Genomic DNA, 22,030 nt, shown 5'->3' with positions numbered 1-22,030 from the left:
TTTTTAAATTATTATTCGAAAAGATAAGATGCCACACACAAGCAAAATTGTTATGCCAAAAATGGTAATCAAATTTTAATTAATTATTAATTACAATTAATTTAAATATGACAAATTAAGTAGTCTGGTTGGGCTACTTTTTTAGTTTTAAACTACAAAACAATTCATTCCAATCCTTTAACATTTCGAAACAATATTAAAATCACAATTAACAAAAGTTCTTCCATATAAAAATAGTTTTCTCAAGAAACCGGAAAAATATTTGTATGAATAATGAAATTTATTTTCTGTTTCGAAGGCAAACAGGACTTAGATATAGTTATAATACTAAAACCTCTTCATTATTCAATCCCAAAATCTTACCGTAAGCCACAGCCGCTTTATGCACCTGAACAAACCAGTCTTCGGCAGCATTATCATCGGCACCATCCGAAATGTATTTAAGACATAAAAACGGGATATTTTCTTTCATTGCAATCATGGCTAAAACATAGCCTTCCATATCTACAACATTGTAGGCATCAGAGCAATGTCCCATTTCAAAATTATCGCCTGTTCCGCAAATACCTTCTTTCAGGTTATCCATTTTCAAACCGTATTCCAAGACTGTAGGCAGTCCGGATAATGGCGTTTCATATTGTGCGTAACCTAATCCCTGAACATCCATATCTCTCTGTACAAATTTAGTACAACAGATAACGTCTCCTTTTTGAAAAAAGCTGCTTCCCGCAGATCCTAAATTAACTATTAATGCAGGTTTTTTATTCTGAATAGCTTTAGACAATTCATACGCTGCATTAACTTTCCCAATCCCAGTAATCAATGTATTATAGTTCTTAAAAACTTCTGCGGCCTCAGATTCAAGAGCAAAAGAGAATAATATATCATCGATGGGAAAAGATTGATTTTGATTAATTTGGATCATTTTTAATTTGGATTTTCAGTGTGCAAAAATACGTTTAAAAAAGTTTTTTTATTTAATGTATTTCTTCTAATTCTAAAAACCACGTTAAAATCCAAATCAAATAGCGGTTTTTCCATATAAAAAAATATATTTGTCAAAAGCAGTTTTCCTTAGAACCGAAAAGACATTTGTATGGATAATGAAAAATTTATTTTCTGCCTTGAAGGCGTACAGGACGTAGATACCGTTACGACTACTGATGTGGTTAAAAATCTGGAAGAAATAGCTATTGACCAGGGAATTGCAAGTATTTATAAAGCCTGCGATACGATTGAAGGTTTGGAGGAAAGCTTGAATACGCTGCTTTATGATGATCATAATTTTAAGGATTATGAAATCATTTATCTTGTAATGCCGGGACAGGAAAACAACATCTGTCTTCATGATTATTACTACAGTCTCGAAGAAATAGCCGAACTTTTTGAGGGAAAAATGAAAGGTAAGATTATTCATTTTGCCAATAAAAAAAGACTCGACCTCAACGACGAAGAAGCACAATATTTTTTGGACATAACAGGCGCACGTGCCATTTCTGGTTACGGTTCTACTTATAATAAAATTGCCAGCTGCAGTACGATTGATAAAGCGTTTTTTAGTTTGTATCAGGAAAACGATGACCTTACGGAAGTGGTAGAAGATTTGTACCAAAAACATTATGCGCTTTGCAAATTACTTGATTTTAGATTGTATTATTAAGTATGAGCGCCAAAACAACCGAAAAAATAAAAACCTATAATCCTTCAAGATTTCGGGAGAAGTTTCTGGGAGAGGACAACCCTATCCATTTACTTTTCAAATCAAATTCTGATCATTTTTTCTGTTTGGAGATTGAGGAAATCATGCAGATGCAATATCCGGTTCCGCCTTCTAAAAATTCTTGTCATACTTTAATTTTTATTACCTCAGGAAAACATGTTATGAAATTGGGTTATCAGGAATACATCACTACCGATAACGAAATGATTATGGTTCCGGCTGGTCAGATTTTCTCTCTTGATAATGTGAACAATATACATAAAGGCTTTATCTGCCTGTTTCATCCTGATATTTTAATTGGCAAATACGGCAGCCGTGAAATGCTTAATGAATTTGATTTCATGAAAATTTCTGGTAATCCGAAAGTTGCTTTTGCCAGCAAAGATGTTCCTGATATTACCGCTATTTTGAATCGGTTGCAAAAAGAATATTCAGAAACGGAGAGTGCGAATTTGAATATTGTGCAATTGTATTTGATTGCTTTGTTTTATGAGATGAATAAAAATTTGGTTAAGAGTACTAAAAGTATTTCGGCCGCAGAGGTTATTACAAATAAGTTCAAAGAGCTGATTCACGAGCATATTAAAACCAATCATTTTGTTCATTATTATGCTTCGCTCCTAAATGTCACGCCAAACCATTTGAATAAATCTGTTCGAACCGTTACCGGAAAATCGGCAGCAAAATGGATTGACGAGACCATATTGCTTGAAGCTAAATACCTGTTGTTTCAAACTACGCTTTCTGTAAGTGAAATCGCAATACAAGTGGGACTTGAAGACCAATCATACTTTAGTCGGTTTTTCAAAAAAAATGAAGGGATTAGTCCTATTCAATATCGAAAAATGATTGATAAATCCTAATTATTGATTGTTGCATCCTAATAAATAACAATACATTTTTCTGAAATTTGCATCTCAAAAAAATGCATATTATGATTTATGTTTTTAAAACTTCCGTTGACAATCGATCCAAGTTTGAGTCGGCTTCTGCCCTGCTTCAGGAATTACTCCCAAATTCTTTATGGAATTTTGATCTTGAGAACTGCGATAATATTTTAAGAATCGACAGCGAACTTGATATTCCTAATTTAATTCAAAACAACGGCATTTTTGATTGTGTCGAATTAGAATAAAATCATGTTCATTTTTCCAATTTTTCAATTTCTTCACCCCTTTTAACGGAAACAAAATTATACCAAAACCGAACTTTTGATCTGGATTCTACTTTTAAAAACTCCAATCTTGGAGTTTTTTTATTGATTAAAGTGAAATTTAGGAAGATGTGCGTTAACAATCTGTTTTTTAACAAAAATTATAAATAAATTTCAATTTAAAAATTTAGTATAAAATAAATTATTAGTTAAATACTTGTTAATTTTAAAAGACTAAAATAAATTAATTTGTTGATTTTCATCATTATTTTTCTTACAGAAAAAATAATGATAGTTTTTTAGCGAATAAACTTGTAAGAATAATATGCTTTTTATTAATTAGTATCACTTTACATTTTATGTAAAACTTCTTCTACCACTAGATTCAAAAAAATTTCCAAAAAAACGAAATCGATTTCGTGATTCTATTACACGAAAGATTTTTTCTATTCCCTCCTATTTTACATAGCTGGGGAATAAACATGTCTATTTAACTAACCTATTTAAAATTATAATATGAAAAGGAAAAGATTAATTAGTTTATTAATTACAATTCTATCTACGAATTTGTATTCTCAGAATTTGGATACGGCATATCCGCATGTAGTGTCTATGACGCCAGAAGCAGCAGAATTTGCTAAATATGGTGATTCACCTGTGTCCTATTATACAGGCACACCCAACATAAACATTCCTCTCTACGAAATAGACGTTGATGGCTTTAAGCTACCTATTAATCTTAGTTATCATGCAACTGGTATAAGAGTAGATCAGGAAGCAACTTGGGTGGGATTAGGCTGGTCTCTTGATGTCGGCAGCAGAATATCAAGGACTGTAAAAAGTGTTGACGATTTTTTGCTAGGGGTTGCTGATAATAATTATAAAGATTGTGAAAAAGGATATTATGATGCTCCAGATATAGGTTCGCTAGTTGATAATCAATATGGTACACGTATGGAACCTGGTTTAGCTTGCTATTATACAGGAGTAATGGGAGATATTGTCAATTATTTGAAATATGATCCTGAACCAGATATTTTTTATTACAATTTACCTCATATGAGCGGTAAATTTATATTAGACAAATCACGAGGTGCTGTTTTGTTTGATAAATCTCATAATTTAAAAATTGAAGTTACAAAAGCTTCAGGCAGTGTTTCTTTTAAAATAATTGATAATGAAGGAAATCAATATTTATACAACCAATGGGAGATCACCAGAACTTATTCCAGCCTTGGCTGGCTAAACAAGAATACAGAAACATTTGATACCAAATATGATAGTGATCCATCAAGTTTTACAGAATGGTCTCCATTTCGTATAGCATGCGAGACATTTTTTGATGTAAATAAACAGAATCCTTACCCTATGGTAACAAGCTGGTGTTTAAGTAAAATAATTACAAGTAAGGGTAATGAGATCAATTTTGTATATGATACTGAAATACAATATCTGCCAACACAAGAATCTTGTGAAAATTACAATTATAATAAACAAAGTTCTCTTTATTATTATAAATCAAAAGTAGTTAATACTGCTTTGAGGTTAAAAACCATTTCAGGTGATTTTGGCCGCATAGAATTTATCGGTTCAGATCGATTTGATATAAAAGGTACTAGTAAAAAACTAGATCAGATCTCAATTTATAACAATATAAATGCCGTAATAAAATCGTATAAATTTGACTATAGTTATTTTAATAACGATTATGCCGGCAGTGCCCAATACGAACATGTTTTTAAAAGACTTAAATTAAATAAAGTAACGGAATACTCAGGAAGCACACCTTTAAACGGTGGTCATAAATTTCATTATTTCGGAGGCAGTTTTCCTGCAAAAAACTCAAAAAATGTGGATTACTGGGGTTTTCAAAATGGAGGCAATTATGGTGAAAAGTATTATGTAGGCTTAAAAATTAATAATGTAAATTATTCTGGGGTAAAAAAAGATGCCAATTTTGACAAGACCATTATTGGAACATTAAAAAAAATAACCTATCCAACAGGAGGAACAGAGGAATATAAATATGAGCCTCATTTAATTCCTTCCGGTTTCTTCGAAAACCATACTTATGAGCCTTTATCATCTACGAATAGTATTATGGAAGATATTCCTGTCTATAATAAATATAGTACAGAGTATTTGTGGGGTGATTATCCTTCAACCCGTGTTTATACTTTCCAAATAAGCAGCCCAACCACGTTAAAAATTACCGGCAGCATAGAAAGTTCTACAGGTGCTAAAGATCCTACGTATCAATACCGTAATAGCGCTGTGAATCCTTTAGGAAGGATAAGAAAAATCAGCCCTGCTGCAAACACTCTTTTTACTTATGAATGCCCCTATGTATATGAATATGTTTATGGATCAGCTCCTTTAGGACAGGGAAGTGAAGCATCATTAGCAGTTAAAGAGTATGCTTTAGATGCTGGTACTTACGAATTTACAGCGTATACGCCTCCAAGGGATGTATTGGTTTATTGGAGATTGTATTATCAGAATACTATAACCCGTACTCCGGGAGTTCCTACACCAAATTATAAAGCCGGAGGGATACGAATAAGCGAAATCAAAACCGATGCTAAAACCAGAAGATTTAGCTATCAGACAGGATTGATGCTTTCAGAACCTGTACTGTATTATTTGGGACGACGCGCAGGGATTCCAAGTAATATTGGCAGCTGTCTGGTTCAAGTATCAGAATCAAAGACACCTCTGTCAACATTTAGTCAGGGGAATTCTATAGGATATGATTGGGTAGAAGAATATATTCTGGATGATGATGACGATACTTCTACTGTAAGATATAATTTTTTCAATAATACAGAGTCTGACAAGTTTGATGACAACTTTCCGGATTCACCAGCTTATCTAAATTATACTAACGGATTGCTAAAATCTATTGAAAAATTCGGGACCAAGATGTCAGGCGGGCCAAATACACTTGTAGAGAAGGAAGAGTTTGAATATACATCAACTTATAGTAATGTTATAAAAGCCTTTAGGGATAGAGGGCAGAAAAAGTTTGACAGCGATCTGCTTCCTTATTTTTATAAAGTTGAATGGCCATTAAAAACCAAACTAACAAATACACTTAAAACAGATGATAATAAAAGTATAGTAACTGAAACAAATTATAGCTACAATACACGTGATTTGTTAAAATCTACTTCATATACTGTTGATAATACACAAATTGTAGAGAAAATAAAATATCCTTTTGATTTTACTGATGCAGTAAATGTAGCTCTAACAGCCAAAAATATGACAGGAGTACCTGTCGAAAACCTCACTTTAAAGAATAATATAGTAACGCAGGCTGTAAAAACAGAATACTTTAACAGTTCAGGATTATATCTCCCAAAGACGATTTATAAAGGAGAATTTGATACTGCTGTTTCAGAATCAGCGTATACATCCTACTACAAGCCTTTTATAAGTTTTGACAGTTATGGTGTTAAAGGGAAATTGCAACAGTTTAAACGTACAAATGGTACTGATACCTATTATGTATGGGGTTATAATAATCAGTATCCAATTGCTAAACTGGAAAACTTTACGGCGGCTAATGCAGCAGCTATACAAAGTACTATTACGGCAGCAGTAAACGCATCAAATGCTGACAATACCCTGGCGCTGGAAAATACACTTCGTACCACATTAACCAATCTGAGAAATGCAGCTCCTAATGCAATGGTGACGACCTACACCTATGACCCGCTGATAGGAATCACGAGTATGACTGATCCTAAAGGTTATACAGTGTATTATGAATATGATGCATTTAACAGGCTGAAACAGGTCAAAGATGCTGAAGGAAAAATAGTGAGTAAGAACGAATACAATTACAAACCTTAATGTCGCTGCCATGAAAAAGTTATTCTATATTTTAATAGCCGTATTATTAATACAAACTTCTATTGTTGCTCAAACAACCACTAGAAATTTTGTCAAATCAACCACTTTTCAAACAGGGACTACTACAGGAACAGTTTTAAATGATGAAAAAATTGAGGTCATAACTTATTTTGATGGATTAGGCCGCCCTTTACAGCGTATTGCAAAACAGGGAGGAGGAAGTAAACAGGATATTATAACGCCTTATGGTTATGATTATTTCGGCAGGCAGAAAAGAGAATATCTGCCTTATGCCAGAACAGCCAGTAGTTTGGATATTGAAACCAGTTTAATACCGGACTATTATGGAGATATTTATGCCCTTAGTTCTTTTTATGCCAGTAAATTTCCAGATGATTTTGCGGGAATACATCCTTCTATGACAACTCCTTTCTCAGAAAAATATGCAGAAGCATCACCACTAAGCAGGATTAGGAAACAAAGTGCTCCGGGTGCTGCATGGGAATTAAATAAATTTATTGATAGTGATCACACCATTAAGTTTGATTATTATGCTAATAGTACAACTGACAATGTAAAACGTTTTAAAGTCTCTTTCACTAATGGGAATAAAGAAGTTCCTTATTTAGAGAATGCCGGAACATATGCTGATTTACAATTGCATAAAACAATTATGAAAAATGAAAACTGGACTTCAGGAAAAAACAATACTACTGAAGAGTTTAAAAATAAAGAAGGCAATATTATATTAAAAAGAACCTATTCAGATTATAAAGATAATAACGGGCTGCTGCTTTCCAGCCAAGCACCTCATGATACGTACTATGTATACGATCAATATGGAAACCTGACTTTTGTACTTCCGCCAAAAGCAGAAGGAGCTTTTACCGAAGCTGTATTAAATAATCTTTGTTATCAGTACAAATACGACAATCGTAATCGTTTGGTAGAGAAAAAGCTGCCTGGAAAAGAATGGGAATACATTGTTTATGATAAACTGGACCGCCCAATACTTACGCAAGATGCAAATTTAAGAGCTTTAAAGAAATGGATGTTTACCAAATATGATGCTTTTAGCAGACCTGTTTATACCGGCGAATATGTCAATACAACACAAATTACACGTGCAGCCGTACAAGGTCTGGCAAATGCAGCTGGTATTTTATTTGAAAGCAGACTTACTTCTCCTATAGCCATTAATGGGACAAATGTATATTATTCTAAATCTGCTTTCCCTGATGCAGGAATAGATTTATTAACGATAAACTACTATGATAATTATACCACTATTGATTTAGATGGAGGAACGACTGTAACCTCTTATAATGTTACACCTGTTACCAATGCAAAAGGATTAATGACCTGCTCTAAAGTGCGTATTTTAGGAACTTCTTTATGGACAACAAACGTTATCTATTATGATGCAAAAGGAAGGTCTATTTATACTTATAGTAAAAACAATTTTTTAGGAACTGTAAATACTATTAAAAATAATATTGACTTTGCCGGTAAAATACTTGAAAGCACGACAGCACATCAAAAAACAAGTGCGCCTAATATAATAATTGTTGATACTTTTACTTATGACCATATGGGAAGGATATTGACCCAGAAACAAAAAATAAACAGTCAGGTTCAGGAAACGATTATTTCTAATCAATATGATAATTTAGGTCAGTTAGTTTCAAAAATAGTAGGTGGAGTACAAACTGTAAAGTATAACTATAATGTTCGTGGATGGCTTAAAAATATTAACGATATTAACAATATGGGAACTTCTTTGTTTGCTTTTAAAATAAACTACAATACCCCAACAGCCGGAACCTCTTTATTTAATGGAAATATAAGCCAGACTTTTTGGAAAACAGCCCATACAGACACCAGTTTAAGAAGTTATCTCTATAGCTACGATGCCCTTAACCGTTTAACTGAGGCCAAAGACAATTTAGACCGTTATACTGAAAAACCAATGTATGATAAAAATGGAAATATATTGAAGATGTTCAGGAATGGAAACACCATTCTAAATACAGCCAATTATGGTATTATTGATAATTTGGTTTATACTTACGACAGCGGTAACAAACTGCAAAAAGTCGAGGACAGTTCTAATAATGCACAAGGTTTTGATAATGGAACCAGCGGCTCTAATATAGATTATAGTTATGATTTTAACGGTAATATGCTAACAGATGCCAATAAAGGTATTACTGCCATTTCGTACAATTATCTCAATCTTCCGGTACAGGTTACGATACAAGGAAAAACCATTAATTATACTTATGATGCAGCAGGAGCAAAACAAAGAAAAGTGGTAAACGGTATTACTACAGATTATGTGGGAGGATTTCAGTATGAAAACAACAACTTACAATTTTTTCCACAACCAGAAGGATATGTGCGGAATAATTCAGGGGTTTATGAGTATATTTATCAATACAAAGATCATTTAGGGAACATCCGTTTAAGTTATAATAAGAGTTTAAAAATTATTGAAGAAAACAATTATTATCCTCTTGGTTTAAAACAAATGAGTAATATCAATACAGTTAATACAGTAGGCAATGCAACTGCACAAAAATATAAGTATAATGGAAAAGAACTGCAGGATGAACTGGGTCTTAACTTTTATGACTACGGAGCGAGAAATTATGATGCAGCTCTTGGTCGTTGGATGAATATTGACCCGCTTTCTGAAATGTCCAGACGATGGACTCCATATAATTACGCCTACAATAATCCTGTGCTTTTTGTTGACCCAGATGGAATGAAACCACAAGCAGGCCAGTCTGGAACTTATTACGATTGGGATGAAGGAGGATACAGAACCGAAAATGGCGAAAACGCAAGTTATGAAGATGCCATTGCAAATCATAGCAGTGACCCACCAGCGGGTGTAGATGCAAGAAATGGACAAAAATATACAGATGCCACAGGTAGTTGGATATATGACAAAAAAACTACTACCTGGGTAGGAAGATATGGAAATAAAAATGGTAAAAAATCGAAAAATATACCCAATACTATAGAATTAGAGAATATTAATGTAAAAGGATATAAATGTAATTATGTTCCTTCTGGAGAGTATGGGCCATATACACCTGATGGACTTGGTATAACTTTATCAGGATCTGTAGACTATAATTTTACAACTTACTCTGTTGCGTTTAGTCTTGTTGCAGATGAAAGAGGAAAAATTGGTGGTTTTTTAACTTTTGGATCAGGACTGTCAACAAGTAGATTTGATGGAGGTTTTGGGACTTCTTTTGATGTTTACGATACTCAAGGTGGAATTAAATTATTTGATGGCTTGAAAGGTTATTCTAGAGGTGGTGGTGCATCGTACAATTATTTAGGATTTTCTCATTATCAAGGATTAGATCCTAATGAAGCAGGGCAATTTATTATTAATAAAAATGAGGGTGTAATAACAAACAGCCTTCTGATTAATTTCACCCCAAGTAAAGGGGTTAATTATGGAATTACCAATACAAAAAGATTATTTTAAAAAATATAATATGTTATGAAAAAGTATATCATTTTATTTTGTGTGTGTTTAAGTTTGTTTTCTTGTAATTCTGCTAATGATTGTGATGCTTCGGCAGAAAATCGAAGAACAGATGAATGCCTTTTAATTGTTAAAAGAATACCTAGTGTTACAGATGACAGATTTGATTATAGAGGAATTAACCCAATTACACAAAAAAAATGTGATTGTAATTCGAAAAGAAGTGATTTATGGTGGGCAAAATATAAAGAACAGATAGAAATAGGAGATACTATTATAAAAAAGAAAGGCGAGCTTATATTTAGTATTCATAAGAAAGATACTATTTTGAGTTTTAATTTTGAATGTGATGGTAAGGTTTATAAATAATATTGTGACTGGAATACCATAAGTAAAGAGTCCTGACGCAATTTTCAGTCTAGGTTTACAGTCACTTTTTTTGAGTTGGCACATAGATTTTCACAGGTTTGAACGGATTTATTTTATACAAAAAGGGATGCAAAACTGCATCCCTTTTTAAACCAATATGAAAAAAAACAATGAATTATTAATCTAACCAGCGTGGATCTCCAATTTGGTTGTCGATCAGGGTTTGATTTTTTACTGTAAAGTCACCGCTTGCTGCATTTACGAACTGCGGATCGAGTGTTGTATAAGCAGACTTATCAACTGTAATTGCCTCTGCACCTACTGTGTACAATAAGTTTGCATTATAATAATTATTCCTAGAAAAAGTAGGAGGTGTTGTAGGCGTCGCTGTTCCGTTTTGGTTTGAATAAATTGCTGTTGGCGTATCTGTTATTAAAGTATTTTTTATAGTAGCTGTATTTGAATTGAAACGACTGTATAAAATTCTTTTTGAAGCTACAGTTGTACAAACTTTATACAAAGTACAGCTGCTGATTAATACATTTGTTGTTAACCCTGTACCTGATATATTAGCAGAAGCATCTAAACGAATAAATTCACGTGAGTCAGAACAAGTATCAAATGTACTGTTTTGAAGAACGATACTATTTACATAACCATATCTGACATCTATAAATTCAGCACCAATATTAGTATTTACTTTTCTAACAATACAGTTATCAATTGTAAATGAATTTATTTTGGCTGCAGCATTTGTTGTCGTATTTAAAAGGAATGAACGTGTATAATCATGAACATAACATCCTCTTACTAAAACATCACCAAAAGTTCCTGTACTATTAAAAGCTATCACGGCTGCATTGTTCAATCCTGTTCCATTCAAATCTAAATCTACTAACGAAAGATTTGTAACTCCCGGATTGATTGTAAACTTAACATTCAGTTTTGGTTTGTCGCCTGTTTTAAATCCTCTTATAATAAGTGATTTATTTAAAATTATTTCACCAGTTGTACTAAAAGTTCCCGGCATTAACAATAATCTTGATCCGGCAGGCGCGGCTGCAATGCTTGCTGCTAAATCATCTCCCGGATTCACTACAATCCCATTCGTAATATCAATTCCGGTTGTAAAAGTTGCAGTTCCTCTTGTTTTAGTTCCGTTTAATAATGTTGCCGTATAAGCTGTTTCACCAGTAAGTCCGTTTACGATTGCAGCTCCTGCTGTTTTTTCTGCAGGTGTTATCGTATGAATGATATTGCCCGGAGTAACAGAAATTTGTGTAACGTTGCTATTTGGTGTCCATCTCAAAGTAACAAATTTAGCATCGATATCTGCATCCTGAACCGGGAAGAAAATTTGCTCTGAAAGCGTAGTTGCGGTTACCACAGACCATTTTGAGTCTTCCAATCCTGTTGAACCAACTGCTTTTACTCTAATTGAATAAACGGTTTCACCCTCTAATGCAACCTGAACTGGTAATTGCTCAGGCGTAACGTTAATGGTTTTAAAAATCGTTTTAAAGTCCGGATCATCTGCACTAAATTCTACTACATAATGATCTGGAATTTCCTCTTGTTTTACAGTCCAGTTTAACTCAACTGTAGTCTGGTTTCTGACTTTTGCTGTTAAACCAATTGGAGAAAATTCCCTGCTTGTATTTATGCTGTCTATAACTTCTTCGTTATAATTTTCACAGCCCGAAATAACAGCTGTCAATACAATTGAAGCTATTAATCCTTTTATTATATATTTTGTTTTCATAAACATGATGCCTTATAATTAATAAATAATTGTATGAGATTAATAACCCTAATCATTAGTTAATTTACCGTTACTTCCGTCAATAAACACTTGCCAGATTGGCCAGAATTGTCTGTTATCAGGATTCACGCCGGCTTTATACAAACTATTGATTTTTGCATCGGTGGCAGCGCCTGTCCATGTCCATTCAAAAGAAGTATAAGCAGCTCCCGGATTAGCCGTTTCTCCACGGTTTAATCCGTAAATATCCAAGCTCACATTATCAGCTTTAAATTTATAATATAAGGTTGTTGGCACTGTAGCATATTCGCCCAAACGCTGCGATAAGTTTGTCATTTTGACTTTGGCTTCGTCTAGTTTTGTTTTAAGAAGGTTCCAGCGAATTAGGGCTTGTTTACGCTCCATTTCTCCTGTAAACTCAAATTTATTTTCTTCTACCAATGCTTTAAACATGGCATCTTTACTTGTTAAGGCACTTACATAAGCATCTACTTTTACTGGCTGAGCTGCGGCCGGAAATGCTCTCCTGCGGATTTCTTTTAAATAAGGTGCTGCGGCACTTGGGCCTTCTAATTCGTTAGCTGCTTCTGCTGCGATTAAAAGAACTTCTGCATAACGCATATAAATTTTGTTTACACCATCATCGTTTGTTGAAGTAACTCTGCGCGTCATCCATTCGTAACGGTATTTTCCAAAATACCATGTGTTTAAAGCTCCTAATTCTTGTTTTGCAATATTGTTTACCGCTGTTCCATATTTGTACGGAACGCAGGTTACATCTCTACGTGTATCTGCCTGATCGTAGTCGTAAAAAACGAAAGGAAGCGGCCCTGCAGTTCCCCCGCGGTTTGGTCCGTTTGCATGAAATTGATCATCTGTAGTATGGCGTACTGCAAATGTAAATAACATACGTCCTCTACCTTCTGAAAATGGAAGTTCCCATAGTGATTCTCCTCCTGCAACTAAATATTCCTGATTGTATTTTCTCCAGAATGTTTCGAAAGAAGATTCTAAATGTGCAGATCCGCTTTCAATTACCGAACGGGATTCTGCTAATGCCAATGCGTACATATTGGCAACAGAAAGCTGCGGATCTGTACTTCTTCTTACTCCGTCAGGATATTGCTGATAACCGCTCGCAGCCATTGCTAAACGCGCGCGGAAACCTTTTACGAAAGCTTTATTGATTCTTTCGACACTGCTTGTTGCGGTAGTTTCACCCGGCCACGGTACTAATGTCGTAGCTTCACCTAAATCTTTAAGCAGTTGTTTGTAAATTTCGTCACGGCTTGTTTTTCCTATGTAAAGTGTTTCATTTGTTAATGGTTCAAATCGGTATGGAACATCTCCCCAGGCTTTTATTAAATCAGCATAATAAATAGCTCTTAAAGTTAAAGCTTCACCTAATAAATATCCTAAGTCAGATCCCGGTGTTGGGTTTCCATAAGTACGTAAACCGCGAACACAAAGATTGGCACGTTCAATTCCTGAATACATCATTGCCCAGGCATTGTTGGTCGTGTTCATTTGTGAGTTATTTGACTTTGCATCATAGGTGCATAAATCTGAAGCATCACTTACGGTTTGCGAAGAATTATACCATTCTACATCCGTATTTAATCCATAAAAAGGAAGAAAACGACCTCTGTAAGAGTTAGTTTCTGCAAACGGAATTTTAATTCCGTCTACTGCTCCTGCAGCTAAATCAGGACTGGAAAAAATAACGGATTCGTCTAATGTTGATTGTGCCGGAGCATCTAAGTAGTCATCTGAGCAAGAACAAAAAAGACTTGCAACAAACATTCCTGCTATTACTATTTTATGTTTCATCTTGTGAAAGTTTTACTGAATTAAAAATTAAGGTTTAAACCAAATATCAACTGTCTGCTTCTTGGATAAGCTGAATAATCAACCCCAGGAGTCAACGGCGTATTTCTTCTTGTTGAAGCTTCAGGATCTTGCCCGGTGTATTTTGTCCAGACAAATACGTTACTGGCAGTTAAGTAAAATCTTAACTTAGAAACGCCTAAAGCAGAAGTTAAATCATTTGGTGTAGTATAACCTAAACTCAAAGTATTAAGTCTTAAAAAAGACCCGTCTTCAACAGCCCAGTCACTAAAAACATAACGCGGCATATAAGGTGACCACATTGTAGTATTTGCATTTAAAGCCCCCAGTGCCGCAGGATCTGTTACTAATTGTCCTGTGTTAGGATCAAAGTTTGTCCATCTTGTTCCGTCAGCCATTTCAGTATTTAAATTTCTATATTGTCCATTTGGAATTGAAGTAGAAAATTCAATTTTGTTGGCATTATAAACATCATTCCCAATCCTGTAGTTAAATGCTGCAGAAAGATCAAATCCATATGCATTCGCATTCAATACAAAACCTCCTGTCGTTTTTGGGTTTGCATTTCCAATCACCGTAAGATCATTTGCATCTATTTTATTATCACCATTAATATCTTTCAATTTCATTGCACCCGGTTTCATAGGCCCAACAATTGTAGTGCCATCTGGTACTCCGGTTTTTAAAGTGTAAGTTCCTGCGTTATAATTGAAATCAGATACTTCGTAACGTCCGTCACTTTTATATCCATACATAACACCTATTGACTGACCTACGTTTACTAAATAATCATTTCCAATTGCCGTAGAAGCCCATCCGGAACTTGCACCAAAGTTGCTCATTACACCAAGTGAGTTAATTTTATTGGTGTTGAATCCTGCATTAAACGATAAGCTTACACCGAATTTCTCTCTTTCGATTAGGTTAAGATTTAAAGTGGCCTCAACTCCGCTATTTTGAACTTCACCCATGTTTCTATATTGGAAATCATATCCTCCAGAAATTGGGAAGTTGATCAATAAATCTTTTGTAACGTTTTTATACACCTCAACAGAACCTGTAACACGGTTTTTAAACAAATCGAAATCTAAACCTAAGTTTTGCGTCACAGTAGTTTCCCATTTTAAATCCGGGTTTGCCATTGTTTTAGAAGGCGCCCAGTAATTATCAACACCATTAATCCAGGTAGATGTTGTAGAGGTAAAACTCTGAACCATTTGTCCTGTCGGGATATTATTGTTTCCTGCTTCACCATAACTTGCTCTAAGTTTAAGCAAATTGATCCATGATGCATTTTTCATAAATTCTTCTCCCGAAATTTTCCACGCTGCCGCAGCCGCCGGGAAAAATCCCCATTTATTATCACCTAAAAATTTACTTGAACCATCGGCACGATACGTTGCTGTAAAAAGGTAACGATCTTTATACTCGTAATTTACACGACCAAAAAATGAAAGCAATTTATCATCCGGGAAATAGAAATTATCCACAGAAACCGGTGTTCCCTGAGTCGTTAGTTTTTTTGCCTGATCCAAACCAAAAGTTAATGGGTAACCATGAATAGCAGTATTTACATCATTTCTTTTGTATTCAATAGATTCTTCACCAAAAAGTAATTTTAAACTATGATTTTCTCCAACGAATTTTTTCAAATCATAATTCAGCGTATTGGCGTTTCTAAAACGAGTATCTTTTCTGTCTCCCATTATCATAGCAGGCATACCTTGTCTTTCTGCCGCCGGATTATTTTTTACATAATAAGTAGAACGCCCAAAATAGCGATAGTCTAAATAATTATAATTATCCCAACCTAATTCTGTTTTAAACACTAAATCTGAAGTAAGTTTCCATGAAAAACTTCCCAGCATATTAAAGTTTTTTCTAAACTGCTGACGGTCAGTGTCAGCAATAGCCACAAAAGGATGCGTTAAATTATCCGAAACCGCTTCATCAGTATCATCAGTTGTTAAACCCGGAACAGGAATTGGAGCATATCCCACAATATTTTTTAAACGGGAATCTGCCGATGAAACTTCATTTTGCTCGTTCATTCCACCACCATTAATTTCTGTATCTGAATAACGAACTGTAAAACTCAAATCAACTTTATCAGAAGCTTTACTGTTTAAAGCCAGTGACAAGTTATTTCTATTAAAATCTGATCCGTCCATGATTGCTTTTTCATCATAATGAGCATAATTGAAATTATAGTTCATCTTGTCTGAACCGCCTCGAATAGATAAGTCACGGCTTTGAACTTCACCTGTACGTCCAAAAACCTGTCTTTGCCAGTCATTACCTTTCATGCCTTTGTACATGTCATAATCATTCCATGAACCAAAATATTTCTCATAAGAATTTAAATTAGCACTATCCTTAAGCAAAGCGTACTCATACTGCCATTTCACATAATCTTCCGGAGCTGTAACATCAATCGTATTGGCTATTTTTTTCATACCGTAAAACATATTATAGTTTACAGAGATTTTACCATCTTTACCTTTCTTAGTCGTTACAATAACAACTCCATACGCACCTCTTGAACCATAAATTGCGGTAGAAGATGCATCTTTTAATATGGTCATAGTATCAATATCAGAAGAAGAAATGTCATTAATATTATTTACCGGAAATCCGTCCACAATGTATAACGGTGAAGCATCCTGCGTTAAAGAACCGTTTCCACGAATTCTAATCTGCACGTTTGAATCTGGCGAACCTTCCGAAGAAGTTACCTGAACTCCCGCTATACGTCCCGTTAAGGCTTCTGCTACGTTAGGAACAGGAATTTTACGCATTTCATTTCCGGAAAATGTCGCCACCGCACCCGTTAAATCAGATTTTTTTGAAGTTCCATATCCAATTACAACAACCTCGTTTAGGTTATTAGAATCTTCAGACATCGTTGCATTTACTTTGGCTTTTCCTTCTGTAGGTATTTCAATAGTTTTAAATCCTATAAATGAAAAGCTTAAAACCGCTTTTGGATTGGTTAATTTTAATTTATAGTGGCCGTCAAAATCTGTAGAAGTCCCGTTCTTCGTTCCTTTCTCCAGTACATTAACCCCTGGCAAAGAAAGTCCGGCTGCATCCTTAACGGTTCCTTCTATTGTCACTGTCTGAGCATTCGCTCGATTGCTCAACAGCAAGCACAATAAAAAAACAAATGCAAAGCAATGATTTGCTCCCTTGTTTAATAAATCTTTAAAATTCATGGTTGTTTGTTTAAGTTAGTAAATTGTTTAAAAGTGGTTTTTGTGGTTTCTTTTTTTGTTTGCAAGTCCAGTCTCTGCTATTAATAACAAAGCATACGTCTATACTATTTTGGAATTTTAATCATTCTGTTTTTGTAAGAATCGAAACTTCTATTAACAATGCCCGAAAAAGTTGTAATCGATTACACAAACATAGATCTTTTTTCAATATAAAAAATTAAATTTCATAAAAATTTCATAAATAGAATTATATATCAAAAATAAAACAGCTTTTTTATACGACTTCTGTAATTTTACCGATATATAAATATTAAATATATTATCGTAATTTGATAATTTGTTACGATTTTATCTAAAAAAACAATCGATTACAAGCTTACAATTTAATAAATTTTTAAGTGTGTTTTTAACATTTAAAATTGCTGGAAAAATCAAATAAAATTTTTAACTCATGTAATTTTTAACAAGTTTTCTTTCAAAAAAGAAACCTATAACTTGTTTTTTAAACTTCTACTACAGTCCTTAAACAAGCACTCAAAACCCTAAACAAATCCTAAAATATTTTTTGGCCATAAAAAAACCCTTAGAAATAATCTAAGGGTTTGATATTTAGAAATATAAAATTTATGCGCTTTGAAGCTTCAAATCATTCTTGCGCATTTTAATTAAAGTCACTGTGATAAGCATTCCAACAATAGACATTCCAACTCCTATAAGATTTGGAGATTCGTAGCTGTATCCGGCTGTTAAAGGTAATCCGCCAAGGAAAGCTCCAAGAGCGTTTCCGATATTAAAACTTCCCTGCAAAGATGCCGAAGCAATCATCTCTGCCCCTTTTGCAGTTCGTATCATTAACATTTGAATTGGCGCAATAACCGAGAAAGAAATAGCTCCCGTTAAGAATGTCAAAAACAATGAAATATATTGATTTGATGAGAAAAAGTAAACTAAAACCAAATCGATTGACATGATAAACAACAAAGCTAAAGTAGTTGGTGCAGGTGAATATTTATCTGCCAGTTTTCCTCCGGCAAAATTTCCAACTACCATTCCAAGACCTGCCAGAATTAAAATATACGAAACATCGCCTTCGCCAAATTTCGAAACATTGATTAATAAAGGAGCGATATAACTAATCCAGGCAAATAATCCTCCAAAACCAATGGCAGTAATTCCTATAATTAGCCAAGCTTCGGTTCTTTTGAAAAATTCTAATTGTTTTTTCATATTTACTGTTTCGCCTTTATCCAGCTTTGGCATCCATAAAGAAATAAGCAAAAAGGTTAACAGACCCACAACGGCAATTAATACAAAAGTATAACGCCAGATAAAATTATGTCCAATGTAAGTTCCGATTGGGACACCAATTAAATTAGCAAGGGTTAAACCCGAAAACATAATCGCAATCGCCTGTGCTTCTTTTCCTTTATCGGCTAAACGGCTTGCGACTACCGCACCCACTCCAAAAAACGCTCCATGCGGTAATCCCGATAAAAATCGCGAAGCAAATAAAAAATTATAAGAAGGTGCAATAATCGAAAGCGCGTTAAAAACCGTTAACATCAAAGCTAAAATTAAAAGCATTTTTTTAGGTGGAAAATTTCTTCCAAGTATTACTAATAAAGGAGCGCCAATAACGACTCCAAGTGCATAAGCAGAAATTAAATATCCGGCAACGGGAATACTAACTTTCATATCTGAAGCGATATCAGGAAGAAGACCCATCATTACAAATTCGGTTATACCGATTGTTAAGCCTCCAAAAGAGAGTGCAATAAGACTTTTTTTCATTTTGATTGGATGAGAAAGGGAAAGACTTTCTACGTTGCAAATTTAACACCATTAAGCAAGAAAAAAGTTGTACATTTACAACATAAACTTGTAATAATAAAACATGCCGAAATTAAATCAATTTGAAACTCTTGTCATTCATGAGTTTGAAGATGAAAAATTTCATCTTCCGCCGCATACACATACCTATTACGAAATCATCTATATAAAGAAAGGAAGCGGCATTCATCACCTCAACAATAATCTTCTTCCGTACAAATCCGGAGATTTATTTGTGATTTCGCCAGAAGACGAACATTATTTTGATATTAAAAAATCAACACGCTTTGTTTATATCAAATTCACGGATAATTATTTTAACTCCAAACAAAATTTAACCTGCGATGAATTCTTAATTCACACGCCTGAAAATTTTATGCGTGATAAATTATTAAAGGAAACCGTTTTAAAATTAGACGATCCGTGCAAAACGATTCTTAAAAATACAATCGAAAATATTACGGCTTATAATTGTAAAACCGATGTTTCGACTTCGCCTATTATCTTTTATCAGATTCTTTCGATTTTTGGAGTAATCAAAGAAACTATAAAATGTATGAATCTGCGAATGGAATCGACGCATATCGACAACGAACAAATTGCGACTTATATTCATCAGAATATTTACAACCCGAAATTGGTTCAGATAAAAGTCATTGCCAGTCATTTTAATATTGCCGAAACTTATTTTAGTGCTTATTTTAAAAGGACTTTTTCTATCAGTTATCGCGAATACATTAATAATTTGCGAACGACTTTAATCGAAAAACGGATTCATAACGACAAGCTTTCTATAAAACAAATTGCTTATGAATTTGGTTTTACTGATGAAAGCCATCTTTCGAATTATTTTAAAAAGAAGAAAAACATGAAGCCGACTGATTTTAAGAAAACATAAAATTTGAAATCTTAAATAAGTAACGGCTCTAAAAAATTATCTAAATTTGTAATTCCAAAGCATTTTCATTGAAGAAAAAAGTTCACATATTATTTTTCCTTTTAACTCTTGGCTTCTTTTTGATGTCCAATTCAGGTCATGCGTGTGGAAAATCTGCTGAGAAAACTTCATGCGAAAAGAAAGCTGTTTCTAAAAAAGAGAATTCCCATTCTTGTCAGGAAGATTGCTGCAAAAAAGGTCATGATTCTAAAGATCAGCACGGCTGCAGCGGAAAATGTGATCATTCGAGCTGCACAACTACTGCTTTACAATTTAGTTTAATTACTACAAACGAATTTGAATTCGAAAATAATCTCTTTAATTTTTCTTCGGAGAAATCTATTTCTTATTATAAAACCGCCAGCATTTCTGATGGGTTTACTTCTATTTGGTTAATTCCTAAAATAAAGTAATTCTATTTCTGACAGCCATAATTATATTCTGCCAAGAAGGTACAAAGGCTCTAAGAAATATAAAACTTTGCTCCCGATAGCTATCGGGATTGCGAGATTAAAAACATCCTAAATTATTTAACTTAGAGAAAAATTAAATTCTCTATCAAAATTTACATACAATGAAAAACACGATATCAACTATAGCAACAATAATCACATTATTATTTTCTGCAAATACGATTCAGTCCAATACAATAAAAGTAACAGAAACAGGAATTGAAATCGCTAATTCAAGTCAGCTGCAATCTGTTTATGATGCTTATTTTACTGTAAAAGATGCTTTAATTAAAAGCGATGCAAAATCAACTTCGGCGAAAGCCAAAGATTTATTAAATGCGATTACCGCCATAAAAATGGACAAATTAAAAACTGACGAACATACTGCCTGGATGAAAGTGGTAAAAAAACTAACTGCCGATGCCAAAAGTATTTCGACTACAACAGATTTAAAAAAGCAACGTGAGACTTTTAAATCTCTTTCAAAAAACACATACACTTTAATTAAAGTTTCAAAATCAACTGATGTTGTTTACAAACAATATTGCCCAATGGCAGACGCAGATTGGTTAAGCAAGGAAAAAGCAGTTAAGAATCCGTATTACGGTTCTTCGATGTTAACTTGCGGAAACGTGGTAGAAACCATCAAATAAATATGACGCTCTACATCAAAAACATGGTGTGCGCCCGTTGTAAAATGGTTGTGAAGTCTGAGTTTGAAAAACTCGGACTTCAGACTATTTCTGTCGAATTGGGCGAAGTCGAACTGCAAGATGATCTCAACGATTCTCAAAAACAACTGTTGCTTAAAAACCTGCAGACTTTAGGTTTTGATTTACTCGATGATAAAAAAACGAAAACCATCGAGAAAATAAAAAATCTTATTGTGGATTTGGTTCATCATAAAAACAACGAACTCAAAATCAATTTATCTGATTATTTAGTCAAAAACATCAATCAGGATTATAATTCGTTAAGTAATCTTTTCTCTGAAATAGAAAATACTACCATTGAAAAGTATTTTATCAGCCAGAAAATAGAAAAGGTAAAAGAATTATTGATTTACAATGAGCTTTCTTTAAGTGAAATCGCTGATCTTTTAAACTACAGTAACGTAGCGCATTTAAGTAATCAGTTTAAGAAAATTACGGGTTTCACGCCTACTTATTTTAAACAGCTGAAAGATAAGAAACGTATTCAGATCGAGAATTTGTAAAAAGTCAATTTCTCGCAAAGTCGCAAAAGCGCAAAGTTTTTTAAGTCCGTAATAAGCATCTGGCTTGTCATTTCGATTTCTATGATAAAACCAAATCTTTTTCATAAAAGGTTTGGTTTTTTATTACTGCAAAAACTCGATGGATTATTTTGTTTCTCACAG

At 33.8% G+C, this 22,030-nt stretch carries 15 protein-coding genes; 10 read left to right on the top strand and 5 right to left on the bottom strand.

Annotated features, from left to right (window positions below; genetic code table 11):
• Positions 1-319: 319 nt before the first annotated feature.
• Positions 320-925, bottom strand: a complete 606-nt coding sequence (locus FLAPXU55_RS08640; RefSeq protein WP_180857337.1) for a 5'-methylthioadenosine/S-adenosylhomocysteine nucleosidase family protein — start codon at positions 923-925, stop codon at positions 320-322.
• 171 nt (positions 926-1,096) lie between these two features.
• On the opposite strand from FLAPXU55_RS08640, the gene FLAPXU55_RS08635 reads away from it, so the two are divergent.
• The 6 genes from FLAPXU55_RS08635 to FLAPXU55_RS08610 all read left to right on the top strand — a co-directional run bounded on the left by FLAPXU55_RS08635 (position 1,097) and on the right by FLAPXU55_RS08610 (position 10,608).
• On the top strand, positions 1,097-1,660 hold the full coding sequence (locus FLAPXU55_RS08635; RefSeq protein WP_053472360.1) for a DUF6642 family protein: 564 nt from the start codon (positions 1,097-1,099) through the stop codon (positions 1,658-1,660).
• 2 nt (positions 1,661-1,662) lie between these two features.
• Complete coding sequence (locus tag FLAPXU55_RS08630) at positions 1,663-2,583, top strand: AraC family transcriptional regulator (protein ID WP_180857336.1); 921 nt, start codon at positions 1,663-1,665, stop codon at positions 2,581-2,583.
• A gap of 71 nt (positions 2,584-2,654) precedes the next feature.
• Entirely contained in the window at positions 2,655-2,855 is a 201-nt protein-coding gene (locus FLAPXU55_RS08625; protein WP_180857335.1) for a hypothetical protein, read from the top strand.
• Between the two features lie 534 nt (positions 2,856-3,389).
• Positions 3,390-6,731 (top strand): RHS repeat domain-containing protein, encoded by a 3,342-nt coding sequence (locus FLAPXU55_RS08620; protein ID WP_180857334.1) that lies wholly within the window; start codon positions 3,390-3,392, stop codon positions 6,729-6,731.
• A 10-nt stretch (positions 6,732-6,741) separates the two neighbouring features.
• Positions 6,742-10,239 (top strand): DUF6443 domain-containing protein, encoded by a 3,498-nt coding sequence (locus FLAPXU55_RS08615; RefSeq protein ID WP_180857333.1) that lies wholly within the window; start codon positions 6,742-6,744, stop codon positions 10,237-10,239.
• 15 nt (positions 10,240-10,254) lie between these two features.
• The gene (locus FLAPXU55_RS08610) at positions 10,255-10,608 is read left to right on the top strand and encodes a hypothetical protein (RefSeq protein WP_180857332.1); all 354 of its coding nucleotides are present in this window, start codon (positions 10,255-10,257) and stop codon (positions 10,606-10,608) included.
• Between the two features lie 178 nt (positions 10,609-10,786).
• Here FLAPXU55_RS08610 and FLAPXU55_RS08605 read toward each other — a convergent pair whose 3' ends face one another.
• The 4 genes from FLAPXU55_RS08605 to FLAPXU55_RS08590 all read right to left on the bottom strand — a co-directional run bounded on the left by FLAPXU55_RS08605 (position 10,787) and on the right by FLAPXU55_RS08590 (position 19,224).
• Positions 10,787-12,370: a DUF5123 domain-containing protein gene (locus tag FLAPXU55_RS08605; RefSeq protein ID WP_180857331.1), complete on the bottom strand. Its 1,584-nt coding sequence runs from the start codon at positions 12,368-12,370 to the stop codon at positions 10,787-10,789.
• Between the two features lie 48 nt (positions 12,371-12,418).
• Entirely contained in the window at positions 12,419-14,200 is a 1,782-nt protein-coding gene (locus FLAPXU55_RS08600; RefSeq protein WP_180857330.1) for a RagB/SusD family nutrient uptake outer membrane protein, read from the bottom strand.
• Positions 14,201-14,220: 20 nt separating this feature from the next.
• On the bottom strand, positions 14,221-17,433 hold the full coding sequence (locus tag FLAPXU55_RS08595) for a SusC/RagA family TonB-linked outer membrane protein (protein WP_180857329.1): 3,213 nt from the start codon (positions 17,431-17,433) through the stop codon (positions 14,221-14,223).
• A gap of 624 nt (positions 17,434-18,057) precedes the next feature.
• Positions 18,058-19,224: an MFS transporter gene (locus tag FLAPXU55_RS08590; RefSeq protein ID WP_180857328.1), complete on the bottom strand. Its 1,167-nt coding sequence runs from the start codon at positions 19,222-19,224 to the stop codon at positions 18,058-18,060.
• Positions 19,225-19,327: 103 nt separating this feature from the next.
• Between FLAPXU55_RS08590 and FLAPXU55_RS08585 the strand changes: the two genes are divergently transcribed.
• The 4 genes from FLAPXU55_RS08585 to FLAPXU55_RS08570 all read left to right on the top strand — a co-directional run bounded on the left by FLAPXU55_RS08585 (position 19,328) and on the right by FLAPXU55_RS08570 (position 21,868).
• Positions 19,328-20,161 (top strand): AraC family transcriptional regulator, encoded by an 834-nt coding sequence (locus tag FLAPXU55_RS08585; RefSeq protein ID WP_180857327.1) that lies wholly within the window; start codon positions 19,328-19,330, stop codon positions 20,159-20,161.
• Positions 20,162-20,229: 68 nt separating this feature from the next.
• Positions 20,230-20,613: a hypothetical protein gene (locus tag FLAPXU55_RS08580; RefSeq protein ID WP_180857326.1), complete on the top strand. Its 384-nt coding sequence runs from the start codon at positions 20,230-20,232 to the stop codon at positions 20,611-20,613.
• A 161-nt stretch (positions 20,614-20,774) separates the two neighbouring features.
• Positions 20,775-21,305, top strand: a complete 531-nt coding sequence (locus FLAPXU55_RS08575) for a DUF3347 domain-containing protein (RefSeq protein ID WP_180857325.1) — start codon at positions 20,775-20,777, stop codon at positions 21,303-21,305.
• A gap of 2 nt (positions 21,306-21,307) precedes the next feature.
• Positions 21,308-21,868 (top strand): helix-turn-helix domain-containing protein, encoded by a 561-nt coding sequence (locus FLAPXU55_RS08570; protein WP_180857324.1) that lies wholly within the window; start codon positions 21,308-21,310, stop codon positions 21,866-21,868.
• Positions 21,869-22,030 lie beyond the last annotated feature (162 nt).

This window comes from Flavobacterium panici, from assembly GCF_903819335.1.
Classification (GTDB): Bacteria; Bacteroidota; Bacteroidia; order Flavobacteriales; family Flavobacteriaceae; genus Flavobacterium; species Flavobacterium panici.
The sequence above is the reverse complement of the archived record's forward strand: the minus strand, read 5'-3'. Positions and strand labels throughout refer to the sequence as shown.

What these genes read in the sequence shown, in the direction of transcription:
- FLAPXU55_RS08625 (WP_180857335.1), top strand. Translation starts at nt 2,655, where the DNA reads ATGATTTATGTTTTTAAAACTTCCGTTGACAATCGATCCAAGTTTGAG.
- FLAPXU55_RS08595 (WP_180857329.1), bottom strand. Translation starts at nt 17,433, where the DNA reads ATGAATTTTAAAGATTTATTAAACAAGGGAGCAAATCATTGCTTTGCA.
- FLAPXU55_RS08570 (WP_180857324.1), top strand. Translation starts at nt 21,308, where the DNA reads ATGACGCTCTACATCAAAAACATGGTGTGCGCCCGTTGTAAAATGGTT.
- FLAPXU55_RS08585 (WP_180857327.1), top strand. Translation starts at nt 19,328, where the DNA reads ATGCCGAAATTAAATCAATTTGAAACTCTTGTCATTCATGAGTTTGAA.
- FLAPXU55_RS08605 (WP_180857331.1), bottom strand. Translation starts at nt 12,370, where the DNA reads ATGAAAACAAAATATATAATAAAAGGATTAATAGCTTCAATTGTATTG.
- FLAPXU55_RS08610 (WP_180857332.1), top strand. Translation starts at nt 10,255, where the DNA reads ATGAAAAAGTATATCATTTTATTTTGTGTGTGTTTAAGTTTGTTTTCT.
- FLAPXU55_RS08635 (WP_053472360.1), top strand. Translation starts at nt 1,097, where the DNA reads ATGGATAATGAAAAATTTATTTTCTGCCTTGAAGGCGTACAGGACGTA.
- FLAPXU55_RS08620 (WP_180857334.1), top strand. Translation starts at nt 3,390, where the DNA reads ATGAAAAGGAAAAGATTAATTAGTTTATTAATTACAATTCTATCTACG.
- FLAPXU55_RS08590 (WP_180857328.1), bottom strand. Translation starts at nt 19,224, where the DNA reads ATGAAAAAAAGTCTTATTGCACTCTCTTTTGGAGGCTTAACAATCGGT.
- FLAPXU55_RS08640 (WP_180857337.1), bottom strand. Translation starts at nt 925, where the DNA reads ATGATCCAAATTAATCAAAATCAATCTTTTCCCATCGATGATATATTA.
- FLAPXU55_RS08575 (WP_180857325.1), top strand. Translation starts at nt 20,775, where the DNA reads ATGAAAAACACGATATCAACTATAGCAACAATAATCACATTATTATTT.
- FLAPXU55_RS08615 (WP_180857333.1), top strand. Translation starts at nt 6,742, where the DNA reads ATGAAAAAGTTATTCTATATTTTAATAGCCGTATTATTAATACAAACT.
- FLAPXU55_RS08600 (WP_180857330.1), bottom strand. Translation starts at nt 14,200, where the DNA reads ATGAAACATAAAATAGTAATAGCAGGAATGTTTGTTGCAAGTCTTTTT.
- FLAPXU55_RS08630 (WP_180857336.1), top strand. Translation starts at nt 1,663, where the DNA reads ATGAGCGCCAAAACAACCGAAAAAATAAAAACCTATAATCCTTCAAGA.